The sequence below is a fragment of the Enterobacter cloacae complex sp. BZL2005 genome (assembly GCF_049238885.1).
GTDB classification, from domain to species: domain Bacteria; phylum Pseudomonadota; class Gammaproteobacteria; order Enterobacterales; family Enterobacteriaceae; genus Enterobacter; species Enterobacter roggenkampii.
Genome location: NZ_JBMKGI010000008.1, coordinates 1 through 12,627, shown reverse-complemented (window position 1 = coordinate 12,627; position 12,627 = coordinate 1). Strand labels below are relative to the sequence as shown.

Below are 12,627 nucleotides of genomic sequence, written 5' to 3'. Positions count from 1 at the left end.
TTCCTGGGTGAGAGCACTTTTTGCTAAAAGTGATGTTATATTGAGCTGCTCAGGATCGCGTCTATACGGGCCAACTCTTCTGCAGAGAAATGGCGGTTTGCCAGCATCCCCACGGCGTCATCAATCTGAGCCGCTTTACTTGCCCCAATCAGCACCGACGTCACGTCCTCATGGCGTAATACCCAGGCCAGCGCCATCTGGGACAGCTTCTGGCCGCGACTTTCTGCCAGGGCATTCAGCTTCCTGACTTTCTCCAGCTTCTCTTCGGTGAGCTGATCGGGTTTAAGGAACTGACTGCCGCTTGCCGCGCGTGAGTCTGCGGGGATGCCGTTCAGATAGCGATTGGTCAGTTGCCCGCCGGCCAGCGGCGAGAAGGGAATACAGCCGACTCCTTTTTCCTGCAACACGTCCAGCAGCCCCGCTTCCGGCGCACGTTCAAAGAGGGAATATTTCGGCTGGTGGATCAGGCAGGGCGTCCCGAGGTCATTAAGGATATCAATCGCCTGGCGAGCCAGAACAGCCGGGTAGTTGGATAATCCGACATACAAAGCCTTCCCCTGACGCACCACATGGTCAAGCGCTTTCATGGTTTCCTGCAGCGGCGTTTGAGGATCTGGCCGGTGATGATAGAAGATATCCACATACTCCAGCCCCGTGCGCTTCAGGCTTTGATCGAGGCTTGCCAGCAGATATTTACGTGACCCCCAGTCGCCGTAAGGCCCCTCCCACATGGTATAACCCGCTTTGGTGGAGATGATTAGCTCGTCGCGCCAGGGCAGGAAATCCTCCTGCAAAATACGTCCGAAATTACGTTCGGCCGATCCGGGGGGCGGGCCATAGTTGTTGGCAAGGTCGAAATGCGTAATGCCCAGATCGAACGCACGCTGTAAAAGTTGACGGCTGTTTTCGATAAGGGTGGTGTCACCAAAGTTATGCCACAGCCCAAGCGAGATGGCAGGCAACCTGAGTCCGCTTCGCCCGCAGCGGCGATACTCCATTGTCCAGTAACGATTTTTGTCCGGCTGATAACCCATTTTCGTGACCTCTGGCGCTGAAGTGAAAAATCAGTGTATGCGTTTACATTTTCGTGAAAAAAAGCAGCATAGCGCAGCCTTTTTTGTAAAGCATTCTTTCCATGCCCTTCTTATCACCAATTCTGGACAGCCATCACGCTTATTTAATACTCAAGGTGAGGTCAACATTAGAAGGATACCTGTTCATGCGTACCCCATACTGCGTCGCCGATTACCTGCTGGACCGTCTTAATGATTGTGGAGCCGATCATCTGTTTGGCGTGCCGGGCGACTATAACCTGCAGTTTCTCGACCATGTGATAGACAGCCCGGATATCTGCTGGGTGGGCTGTGCCAACGAGTTAAACGCTTCTTATGCCGCTGACGGATACGCCCGATGTAAGGGCTTTGCCGCGCTGCTGACGACATTTGGCGTAGGAGAGTTAAGCGCCATGAACGGCATTGCGGGCAGCTTCGCCGAGCACGTTCCGGTCTTGCATATTGTGGGGGCACCGGGTACGGCATCACAGCAAAGAGGGGAGCTGCTGCACCACACGCTTGGCGACGGTGAGTTTCGTCATTTTTATCATATGAGCGAGCCGATCACTGCTGCACAGGCGATCCTGACCGAACAAAACGCCTGTTATGAAATCGACCGGGTGTTAACGACAATGCTACGGGAGCGTCGCCCCGGCTATCTGATGTTGCCTGCCGACGTGGCGAAAAAGGCCGCCACTCCCCCTGTAAACGCTCTCACGCTCAGGCATCCACATGCCGATAGTGCCTGCCTGAAAGCGTTCCGGGACGCCGCAGAAAACAAGCTTGCCAGGAGCAAGCGTACTGCGCTGCTGGCCGATTTCCTTGTCCTGCGCCACGGCCTGAAGCATGCGCTACAAAAATGGGTCAAAGACGTGCCGATGGCACACGCCACCATGCTGATGGGCAAAGGGATCTTTGACGAACGTCACGCCGGATTTTATGGCACCTACAGCGGTTCAGCGAGCGCCGGTGCGGTAAAAGAGGCGATTGAAGGGGCGGATACCGTACTGTGCATCGGCACGCGATTTACCGATACCCTGACCGCCGGCTTCACGCATCAGCTCACCCCGGCACAAACGATAGAAGTTCAGCCTCATGCCTCACGCGTTGGTGATCTCTGGTTTACCGGCATCCCTATGCTTCAGGCAATCGAAACGCTGGTGGAACTGTGCAAACAGCACGTGCACGAGACACCCGCGCAGTCTTCTCAAAGCGCGATGGCCTACCCGCAGCCGGATGGCTCGCTGACGCAGGCGAATTTCTGGCAAACGTTGCAGACATTTATTCGTCCGGGAGACATCATTCTTGCGGATCAGGGCACCTCGGCCTTCGGCGCGATCGACCTTCGTCTGCCGGCTGACGTAAATTTTATCGTCCAGCCGCTGTGGGGATCGATTGGCTATACGCTGGCGGCAGCATTTGGCGCGCAAACGGCCTGCCCGAACCGGCGCGTGATTGTCCTGACGGGGGATGGCGCGGCGCAACTTACTATCCAGGAACTTGGCTCGATGCTGCGGGATAAACAACACCCCATCATTCTGGTCCTGAACAACGAAGGGTACACGGTGGAAAGAGCGATCCACGGGCCTGAGCAGCGTTACAACGACATTGCGCTATGGAACTGGACGCAAATCCCGCAGGCCCTGAGCCTTGATCCTCAGGCCCAGTGCTGGCGGGTCAGTGAAGCGGAGCAGCTGGCGGACGTCCTTGAAAAGGTGGCACACCACGAGCGGCTCTCGCTGATTGAGGTGATGCTGCCGAAAGCCGATATCCCTCCGCTGCTGGGGGCGATCACCAAAGCGCTGGAAGCGCGCAACAGCGCCTGATTATTTGTCGTTTCGCCAGGCCATCATCATCGGTTTGCCCGCCAGCAGGAGCCAGGCGGGCAACATCACGATGCAAAGTAACGGGATGAGGGTGGTATCCGGTACCACCACGGCGGCCATGAAGAGGCTCAGCCAGGCATCGCGCGTGACCACCAGCACCAGCCCCAGAATCGAGCAGGAAACGGTAATCGCAGCCGGAACGGCATCGACATGCTCGTGCAGCATCAGCCCCAGCGCGACGCCGACAAAGACCGCCGGGAAGATGCGTCCACCGCGGAAACCGCAGGCGGCCGCCACCACCAGCGCTGCCAGCTTGATCACGGCAAACAGCAGATAGTCGGAGACGCTAAACACCTGGCTGAAGGCCAGCTGCTGCATCTCGTCCAGTCCTTTAAACAGCGTCACCGGCCCGCCGATCGTACCTAAAATACCCAGAATCAAACCGCCAGCCCCCAGAATCAGCACCGGGTGTTTGAGTCTGTGCATCAGCCGGTGAAGGCGTGGAAGACACCATACTGCCACCATGCCCAGCGCAATGGCGATGGCGGCGACGATGGCACCGCTGAAAATATCGGCGATTTGCATCTGGCCGTAGTGGGGGAGAGAGAGTGAAAAATGGGGATGGAAAAACAGGCTGGTGGTCAACGCTCCGGCGGCTGCGGTCATCAGTGGGGCAAAGAGCTTGTCCCAGAGTGGGACATCGTTGTTACTGCTGAGCGTCTGAGAAAAGATCAGTGCCGCCGCAACGGGCGTGCCGAAGAGCGCCCCGATGGTGCCTGCGGAGGCGAGAATGGTCCAGTCCAGCGCGCCAACGCGGGGCAAAATGCGTGAACCAAGAAAAACCGCCAGGCCAATGTTCACGGCCATAATCGGATGCTCAGGTCCCAGACTAACGCCGCCGGCCAGACCGATAATCAGCGCAATGATGAGCCCTGGCAACGCCGAGGGGGCTACCGGGGCACCGATCAACGGTTCCAGTGCCGGATCGGGGCCGGCATGGCCGGGACTAAAACGGATCACCAGGCCCACCGCAATACCGGTTAACGTCAGCATCCCAACGATCCACGCAGGAGAGTCAGCGGTGACGCCCAGCCCTGCAGGAAGCGCGTTCCATAATAGTGTTTGCAGCACCGACGCGACTTTCATCACGACAATAAGGACCAGACTTGAAACCACGCCTATGATGAGCGCCGGAATTGCCAGCAACAGCATGGTTCTGGCTCGCGGGTGAAGCATGATGATTTCCTTGTACAAAACGGTATTACGTTACTTTGCACATTAAGCCTTATGGCAATAGTGCAAAAGGTGCTGAAACGGTAAAGTTATTCTGTGACGAAGATCGATAATCCATGGGCATTCACCTTCCGGTCGTTGTTGTTATCACGCCTTGAATTTACAGTGTCCCAAAGATTTATTCTGACTTTAGCGGAGCAGTAGAAGAATGACAAAGTATGCTTTGGTAGGCGATGTGGGCGGCACGAATGCGCGCCTTGCATTATGCGATGTAAATAGCGGTGAAATTTCCCGGGCGAAAACCTATTCCGGTCTCGATTATCCAAGCCTTGAGGCCGTTGTCCGCGTCTATCTGGAGGAGCATCAGATAAGCGTCGAAGATGGCTGCATCGCCATTGCCTGTCCGATAACCGGCGACTGGGTCGCCATGACCAACCATACCTGGGCATTCTCCATCGCCGAGATGAAAAAAAACCTCGGCTTTGCGCATCTTGAAATCATCAATGACTTTACCGCGGTGTCCATGGCGATCCCGATGCTGAAGCCTGAGCATCTGATCCAGTTTGGCGGCGCTGAACCGGTCGAAGGTAAGCCGATTGCGGTTTACGGGGCCGGTACCGGGCTGGGCGTTTCACATCTGGTGCATGTCGCTCAGCGCTGGGTGAGCCTGCCGGGTGAAGGTGGTCACGTGGACTTTGCGCCAAACAGCGAAGAAGAGGGCATTATCCTCGAAGAGTTACGCGCGGAGATCGGCCACGTCTCCGCCGAGCGCGTCCTTTCAGGACCGGGGCTGGTGAACCTGTACGGGGCGATTGTGAAATCGGACGGTCGTCTGCCGGAAAATCTGCAGCCGAAAGACGTCACCGAACGCGCGCTGGCGGACAGCTGCATTGACTGCCGTCGTGCCCTGTCGCTGTTCTGCGTGATCATGGGGCGCTTCGGCGGCAACCTGGCGCTGACGCTGGGTACCTTCGGGGGCGTTTATATCGCGGGCGGCATTGTGCCGCGCTTCCTGGAGTTCTTTAAAGCCTCCGGCTTCCGCGGCGGGTTTGAGGATAAAGGGCGCTTCAGAAGCTACGTGCAGGACATTCCGGTTTATCTGATCGTGCATGATAACCCAGGCCTGCTGGGGTCGGGTGCCCACCTGCGTCAGGTTCTCGGTCAAATCCTCTGACGCATAGCCCTCTCCCGCAGGAGAGGGCTTTTTTGTTACAGGTGCATGAGCTGGCGGAACTCTTTTACCTTGCTGCGGCTCACCGGCACCTGAAAATCCAGATCCTTCAGACGCAAAATGTAGGTGTTGTTAAACCACGGTTCGATCTCGCGGATCTTGTTTAAATTGACGCAGAACGAGCGGTGGCAGCGGAAAAAGTGCGACGCAGGCAGCTTGCTGCAAAACTCGGTGATGTTCATCGCCATCACGTAAGATTCCCGTCGCGTATAGACAAACGTCATCTTTTCATGGGCTTCGGCATAGTAGATATCATTGACCGGCGTCACGATGATGCGCTCATCTTTGACCAAATTAATGGTGTCGTTTTCCCGTACCGTTGGGCTGGCGTTTGCAGGGGCGGTCTGCTGCTGCCACGCGGCCTCCAGCTTTTGCAGCATGCTGACAATCCGCGACTCCTGGTAAGGCTTAAGGATATAGTCAAATGCCTCCAGCTCGAAGGCCTCTACGGCGTGCTCTTTCCAGGCGGTAACGAAAACAATAAACGGCTTATGGGCAAACTGATTGATGTTTTGCGCCAGCAATACGCCATCCAGCGACGGAATATTGATGTCCAGGAAGATGGCATCGACCCGGTTATGCTGCAGAAACTTCAGCACGTCCAGACCGTCATCAAAGGTACCCACAATTTCCATCTGGCTGTGGGTGTTGATAAGCCAGGTTAGCTCCTGTTGAGCCAGAATTTCATCTTCTACGATGATGACTTTCATGGGTTACTCCACCTGGGGCAACAGTGATGTTGCCGAATGAACGGGAGAGCGCTCGTTCGGGACGTAAAACGCAATTTCGGTGCCCGGTTCAAGACGCTGAATATGCAGCCCGTCGCCGTAAAGCAGCTTGACCCGGTGGTGCACGTTCAGCAGGCCGATTTTATTTCCAGGCATCTCGTTAGACTCCACCCGCTCAATGACTTTTGGATCAATTCCGTGGCCGGTATCGCGCACGGCAATACGTACGCGGTTGCCGCTTTCGGTGACGCTGATGGTGACGACGCCTTTGCCTTTACACGGCTGAATGCCGTGAACAATCGCGTTTTCGACCAGCGGCTGGATAAGCAGGCTTGGGATCACGCAGTTGACCTCTTCATCAATATCGTAAATGACCGTGAGCTTGTCACCAAAGCGCGCCTGCTCAATCGCGATGTAGTCTTTAATCTGATACAGCTCTTTTTTGATGTCGATCTGCTCGTCATCTTTCAGCTCGATGTTGTAGCGTAGATAGCGCGACAGGTTAAAAATCAGCTGGCGCGCGGTGTCCGGATTAAGACGAATGGACGAGGAGATCGCGTTCAGCGCGTTAAACAGGAAATGGGGATTGATTTTGCTCTGCAGCGCGCGCAGCTCTGCCTTATTTGCCATCTCACGCAGTTGTTCCGCCCGGGATACTTCCAGCTGGGTGGAGATAATCTGCGACAGGCCGATGGCCATCTCCTGCAGCGTGGAGGTGATCTGATGCGCGTGGCAGTAATAAATTTTCAGCGTGCCCGTCACGACGCCTTTCTCCCACAGCGGAATCACCAGCATGGAGTGGATTTCCGGCGTTCGGTGGGCTTCATCATTGTTTTTAATAATGATTTTACCGTAGTTAATCGCCTGTCGGGTGGTTGGGCTGATGGTGTCATCATTATCGCGATAGTTGTGCTCCCCGACGCCAACGTAGGCCAGCACGTGGTCAATATTGGTGATGGCGACAGCGTCAGCGTGGATGTCATGGCGAATGATTTCGCAGACCTGACGCAACGACTCCGCGTTAACGTGGCGGAAGAGCGGTAGCGTTTTGTTGGCGATATCCAGCGCCAGCTTGGCCTGACGGGCGGCGCTGGCCTCTTTTTCCCCTTCAACGCTTTGCACCAGCAGCACGATAAAGCCGATGCACACGCTGCCCAGGATCATCGGAATACCGATTTTCGAGACGATATCCAGCCCAAGTTCGGTGGTCGGGGCCCAGACGACGACCAGGATCATGGTCAGCGTTTCGCACACCATGCCCGCCACGATCCCGGCGCGCCAGCGCTGTTTTTTCGTGATTTTGCGGCTGATCCAGCCGGAGAGCACCCCGGCGATAATGCTGGTAATAAAGCATGGCACCGCCGTGACGCCGCCGATGTCAATCAGGTAGCGATGGGTTCCGGCAATCACGCCGGTGATGACACCCACCCACGGGCCAAACAAAATTCCGCCAGACATCACGGCGATAATGCGCACGTTAACCAGCGAACCCTCTACCGGCACTCCAGACCAGGTGCTGAACAGGGCGAACAGCGAAAAGATGGCGGTAACGGCCAGCAGCTCTTTTGGCGAGTGTGCGGATTTGTGCAATAGCTCGCGAAACAGGCGAATGCGAATGAGGAAAAACAGGCAAATCAGCATTAATGCCGCACGGTCAAAAACCGCCAGCAGCATAGTGAATATTTCGTGCACGAGTAGACCTGGGAAAACGGGAAAGAACCATGATAAAAAACCTGACGCGTGTTGACCAGCTATCCGTCAGGTTTATCAAATGAGGAAAAACCATAATTTCTAAAGGGGATTGTCTGTGGGTAACGGACACATCCTGATTTTTTATAGCCTGCGTATCGTCAGGTAACTGTTTTGATATCATCCTGTTAAATAACAGCTATCAGAAAGCCAACCCTGAAACAGGGACTTCCGCTTTTCGGCACAGCCGGGTTCCGGTTTTCAGGCGATCGCTTTTTTTTCACTTCCCTCTCGACAGGGTGATTTTTTTCAGGTTATTTTCTAAGCACGCCACATCGGTGGCAGCGTCGCTCGGACGGTCCGGGCGCTAACGTTAATCTGAGGAATCTATGGCTGAATTCAGTCCTGAACGCCGTTTTACGCGTATCGATCGTCTCCCCCCTTATGTTTTCAATATCACCGCTGAACTGAAGATGGCTGCGCGTCGGCGCGGCGAAGATATTATTGATTTCAGCATGGGTAACCCTGACGGCCCAACGCCACCGCATATCGTTGAAAAACTCTGCACGGTTGCCCAGCGTCCGGATACGCACGGCTACTCGACCTCCCGCGGTATTCCCAGATTACGTCGCGCGATCTCGCGCTGGTATCAGGATCGCTATCAGGTTGATATCGATCCGGAAAGTGAAGCGATTGTCACCATCGGCTCGAAAGAGGGGCTGGCACACCTGATGCTGGCTACGCTGGATCATGGCGATACGGTGCTGGTACCGAATCCCAGCTACCCAATCCACATCTACGGTGCGGTGATTGCCGGGGCGCAGGTCCGTTCGGTTCCGCTGGTGGAAGGGGTCGATTTCTTTAACGAACTGGAACGTGCGATTCGCGAAAGCTATCCGAAACCGAAGATGATGATCCTCGGTTTCCCATCGAACCCAACGGCCCAGTGCGTGGAGCTCGATTTCTTCGAGAAAGTGGTCGCGCTGGCGAAGCGTTATGACGTGCTGGTGGTTCACGATTTAGCCTATGCCGACATCGTGTATGATGGCTGGAAAGCGCCATCTATTATGCAGGTCCCGGGCGCGCGTGACGTGGCGGTAGAGTTCTTCACCCTGTCGAAAAGCTACAACATGGCGGGCTGGCGTATTGGCTTTATGGTGGGTAACAAAACGCTGGTGAGCGCACTGGCGCGTATTAAGAGTTACCACGACTACGGCACCTTCACGCCGCTGCAGGTTGCGGCTATCGCTGCTCTTGAGGGCGACCAGCAGTGCGTCCACGAGATTGCCGCTCAGTATAAGCGCCGTCGCGACGTGCTGGTAAAAGGCTTGCATGAAGCGGGCTGGATGGTGGAAATGCCGAAGGCGTCCATGTACGTCTGGGCGAAAATTCCGGAACCGTACGCGGCGATGGGATCGCTGGAGTTTGCCAAAAAGCTGCTGCAGGATGCGAAGGTGTGCGTATCACCGGGCATTGGCTTTGGTGATTATGGCGACACCCATGTGCGGTTTGCCCTGATTGAAAACAGCGACCGCATTCGTCAGGCGGTGAGGGGCATCAAGAGTATGTTCCGGGCCGACGGGCTTCTCTCCTCGAAGAGCGTGGCTGAAAATCCCGCGTCATCATGACATAAAAAAACAGGAGCCAATGGCTCCTGTTTTTTTGACTGCATGTTCTTCACTAGATCATCAGGGCAAAGGTTCCGGCCCAGACTAAAACAATCACCGAAATGCCCATAAAGAAATATTTCACGTTTCATCGCTCCGCGTATCTTGTGGTACGCATTTAAAAACAGAGTCCACCTGATTATAGAGAACTGAAATCCGGTCAAAGCGGAAATGAGAATTTTCCCGTTTCGCCGCTGACTCCAGCTCAGAATTCTGTGCTTTCCTGTTGCCAGACGGCGCTAATGTACGCCTAAAAATGAGGGGTGACAAGAGGGATTTTTTTAAATAATTTCCGTCACTTACGAGTGTCGTGGAACGGCGACAGTTTGATTTCGCATCGCAATAAATTCACTTTGGGCGACGCAATGAAAAACGGTTTCTTAACGGATGACAGGTGATTGAAAAGGTTAGTTTCTTAGCGAAACTAACCTTTCTGAAGAGCTTAAATATAGAGCGAGGCTTCGCCAATAGGGCGGGTTTTGAAACGACGATGCATCCACAGATACTGCTCTGGCGCACGCATGATTTCAGTTTCGATGACTTTATTGATAAACGCCGCGGCTTCGCACTCGTTTTCAGGATAGTTAGCCATCTCAGGAGAGATGTGCAGACGATAACCTGATTTATCTGCTTTTCTCACCATCGTCACGGTCAGCATGGAAGCGCCCGACAAACGAGAAATGACAAAGGTGCCGTTGGTCGTCGCAACATCTTTAACCGCAAAGAAAGGCGCAAAGCTGCTGCCTTTACGTCCATAATCCTGATCGGGGGCAAACCAGACGGCTTCACCTTTCTTCAGAGCCCCGACCATACCGCGCAGGTTATTACGGCTGATCATCGCCTTATTCGAACGCATGCGGCCACGCGTTTGTACCCACTCCATCAGCGGACTGTTGTGTGGTCGATAGGTCGCCATCATTGGCTGGCACAGGCCCATCACGCGGCCACCCAGTTCCAGCGACATAAAGTGAACGCCGACGACCATCACGCCGCGTTTTTGCATCTGCGCGCGTTTAAGGTTATCCAGCCCTTCCACGTCAAACCACTTGCGGACGCGCTCATCCGGCCAGAACCAGGCCATGCCGGTTTCAAGCAGTGCCATGCCGATAGACTTGAAGTTTTCAGCGATGAGTTTCTCGCGCTCTTCGGCATTGTAATGCGGAAAGCAAAGCTCAATATTTTTACGCGCGATGGATTCGCGGCGTTTCAGGAAGAAGCGGGAAGCGCTGCCCAGTTTCGACCCCAGCAAACGCAGGACAGGGTACGGAAGTTGAACCAGCAGCCAGAGAACGCCAAGACCAAACCATGTAAACCAGTAACGCGGGTGTAAAAACGCGCGTTGAAATTTGGATTGAGACAAAATAGTAAAACCTATGTGAAGCCTGTAAAGGTAGCGCAGAGTTTGCGATACGACGTGCCGATAAGACCGTTCTTCAAGGTGATGGTTGCAGGCTTTACCGAACTTTACGGCGTTGCCTGGCCACTGCTGATTTGGGCGGGCGGCGTAATGTAGCACCGTTATACGATATGTGCTATTACTCGTTTTTGATTAAAAAAGCGGCAGTTAAGGAGGTGCTTGATTTTACAGATTTTATAGAAAGTCGCATTGAAAGCGTTTTTCCTGACTGAGCGGAGAGCAGAAACCCTGGCGATCGGATGGAAGACGTAACGAAAAAGAATGGCATTGTTGAGTTACGGCAAATTAATTATTTCTCGTTTATTTCTTCCTTACCTAATAAATAAGAATTTTCTTTGTGAAAAATCTTATTTATTATTCATATCCTCAATGGAATAGTCGTCTTTTATCACCCACTTTTCTCTTCTTTTAATCGTGCTGCAATAAAATATTGCAGTCCTTTCTTGTTTTTTGACATAGTTCCGTGATGCAAATCAAAATAAGATGTTTTTATTAATATCTCTCTGGCTGCAATCGCCTTCGGCGATACAAATATTCGATTTGTGAGAAAAGAGTAGTTTCTTTTTCTGAGTTGATTGAGCAATTTGCGATAATGTCTTAGTGGAAAATTCTTAAGAAAATTCTTGTATCGGATAAATGATCTGTGTATTTGATTTTGTTCCGATCATTATTCTATTATTGCGCGTCAAGAACGATACCGTGAAGTTGGCATAGCAAAACAAAGAGGGATGATTAGATGGCTGACAGTTTTCAGAACGAGGTGCCTAAGGCACGTATTAACCTGAAGCTTGACCTGCATACTGGCGGAGCAAGCAAGAAAATGGAATTACCCTTGAAATTGCTTGTTACGGGTGATTTCAGCAACGGGCAGGAATCTGCGACAATATCTGAGCGTGAAAAGATTAACATCACCAAAAATAATTTTGATAGCGTTCTTTCCGAATATTCCCCAAAAGTTAACCTGGCCGTAAAAAATACACTGTCTGACGATGGTGGTGAAGACAACATTCAGCTGACTTTCCAGAGCATGAAAGATTTCACGCCAGAGCAGGTGGCTGCCCAAATTCCGCAGCTGAAGGCGATGCTGGCGATGCGCAACTTGCTTCGCGATCTCAAAGCTAACCTGTTGGATAACCAGACTTTCCGAAAAGAGCTGGAAAAAATCGTTGTTGACCAGTCGCTTAGTGCTGAGTTGCGAAATGAACTGTCCGCACTGGCTTCAAAACAACCTTAACCATCATGCTGTTTTAACGGATTAATCAAGGAATGCTCATGTCTGTACAAAATCATATTGCTGGCGGGGAAAGCGTGGTGCTGGAACGTCCTGCTGTGGGTGGTGTATACGCCTCACTGTTTGAGAAAATCAATCTGAATCCTGTCTCCGAGCTGAGTGCGCTGGACATCTGGCAAGATGCACAGGCGATGTCCGGCCACCTTCGAGGCAGGTGGCCGCGATGCCACATCTCAGTGTCTGCTGGGGCTGGTGGGACTCGGTATACCGGGAACGGCTGAGCAGGTGGCGACGCCGGTTTCCCGCTTTCTGGCCCTGCTGGGCACCATGCGATTACCCACCCGCAATGCAGAAGGCATCCGGGCCCTGGTGAGCCTGCTGGCACCGAATACCCGGGCAATTATCACCGAACCGGATCCGGTGAAGGTCCATATCGATAAGCCGCTCTGACCTGCTCCCCGTTGATTAGTACACCCCGATGTTAGTAATGTCTTCATAAGCCACATGAGGACATCCCCATGAAGAAGCGTTTTTCCGACGAACAGATCATCAG

Annotated in this window: 10 protein-coding genes and 2 pseudogenes; 6 read left to right on the top strand and 6 right to left on the bottom strand. The window is 53.5% G+C overall.

The genetic code is table 11. From position 1 onward, the window contains the following. Positions 1 to 35 precede the first annotated feature (35 nt). Positions 36 to 1,034, bottom strand: coding sequence for an L-glyceraldehyde 3-phosphate reductase (mgrA, locus tag ACOTXI_RS14775; RefSeq protein WP_045334227.1), 999 nt, complete (start codon positions 1,032 to 1,034; stop codon positions 36 to 38). Positions 1,035 to 1,219: 185 nt separating this feature from the next. Between mgrA and ipdC the strand changes: the two genes are divergently transcribed. Then, the gene (ipdC, locus tag ACOTXI_RS14770) at positions 1,220 to 2,878 is read left to right on the top strand and encodes an indolepyruvate decarboxylase (RefSeq protein WP_045334228.1); all 1,659 of its coding nucleotides are present in this window, start codon (positions 1,220 to 1,222) and stop codon (positions 2,876 to 2,878) included. Here ipdC and ACOTXI_RS14765 read toward each other — a convergent pair whose 3' ends face one another. Next, entirely contained in the window at positions 2,879 to 4,114 is a 1,236-nt protein-coding gene (locus ACOTXI_RS14765) for an ion channel protein (RefSeq protein WP_058653504.1), read from the bottom strand. 205 nt (positions 4,115 to 4,319) lie between these two features. Here ACOTXI_RS14765 and glk point away from each other — a divergent pair, with 205 nt between their 5' ends. Next, on the top strand, positions 4,320 to 5,285 hold the full coding sequence (gene glk, locus ACOTXI_RS14760; protein ID WP_058653506.1) for a glucokinase: 966 nt from the start codon (positions 4,320 to 4,322) through the stop codon (positions 5,283 to 5,285). Positions 5,286 to 5,320: 35 nt separating this feature from the next. Here the strand turns inward: glk and ACOTXI_RS14755 are convergent, their stop codons facing one another. Both ACOTXI_RS14755 and ACOTXI_RS14750 read right to left on the bottom strand, forming a co-directional pair. Next, positions 5,321 to 6,052 carry a LytR/AlgR family response regulator transcription factor gene (locus tag ACOTXI_RS14755; protein ID WP_021241782.1) on the bottom strand — a complete coding sequence of 244 codons (732 nt, stop codon included), beginning with the start codon at positions 6,050 to 6,052 and terminating at the stop codon, positions 5,321 to 5,323. A gap of 3 nt (positions 6,053 to 6,055) precedes the next feature. Next, positions 6,056 to 7,762 carry a sensor histidine kinase gene (locus ACOTXI_RS14750; RefSeq protein WP_008501583.1) on the bottom strand — a complete coding sequence of 569 codons (1,707 nt, stop codon included), beginning with the start codon at positions 7,760 to 7,762 and terminating at the stop codon, positions 6,056 to 6,058. Between the two features lie 386 nt (positions 7,763 to 8,148). Here ACOTXI_RS14750 and alaC point away from each other — a divergent pair, with 386 nt between their 5' ends. Next, entirely contained in the window at positions 8,149 to 9,387 is a 1,239-nt protein-coding gene (gene alaC, locus ACOTXI_RS14745; RefSeq protein ID WP_008501582.1) for an alanine transaminase, read from the top strand. 52 nt (positions 9,388 to 9,439) lie between these two features. Here alaC and ypdK read toward each other — a convergent pair whose 3' ends face one another. After that, a complete protein-coding gene (gene ypdK / locus ACOTXI_RS14740; protein WP_099458937.1) occupies positions 9,440 to 9,511 on the bottom strand; it encodes a membrane protein YpdK in 72 nt (23 codons plus the stop codon). A gap of 357 nt (positions 9,512 to 9,868) precedes the next feature. Next, the gene (gene lpxP / locus ACOTXI_RS14735; protein WP_025912768.1) at positions 9,869 to 10,789 is read right to left on the bottom strand and encodes a kdo(2)-lipid IV(A) palmitoleoyltransferase; all 921 of its coding nucleotides are present in this window, start codon (positions 10,787 to 10,789) and stop codon (positions 9,869 to 9,871) included. A 790-nt stretch (positions 10,790 to 11,579) separates the two neighbouring features. Here lpxP and tssB point away from each other — a divergent pair. The 3 genes and pseudogenes from tssB to ACOTXI_RS14720 form a co-directional block, all read left to right on the top strand. Next, a complete protein-coding gene (gene tssB / locus ACOTXI_RS14730) occupies positions 11,580 to 12,077 on the top strand; it encodes a type VI secretion system contractile sheath small subunit (protein WP_008501580.1) in 498 nt (165 codons plus the stop codon). 32 nt (positions 12,078 to 12,109) lie between these two features. After that, a pseudogene (locus ACOTXI_RS14725) lies at positions 12,110 to 12,271 on the top strand (type VI secretion system contractile sheath large subunit); the annotation flags it as partial. Next, a pseudogene (locus ACOTXI_RS14720) lies at positions 12,270 to 12,512 on the top strand (type VI secretion system baseplate subunit TssG); the annotation flags it as partial. The pseudogenes ACOTXI_RS14725 and ACOTXI_RS14720, both read left to right, overlap by 2 nt. Between the last annotated feature and the right edge of the window lie 115 nt (positions 12,513 to 12,627).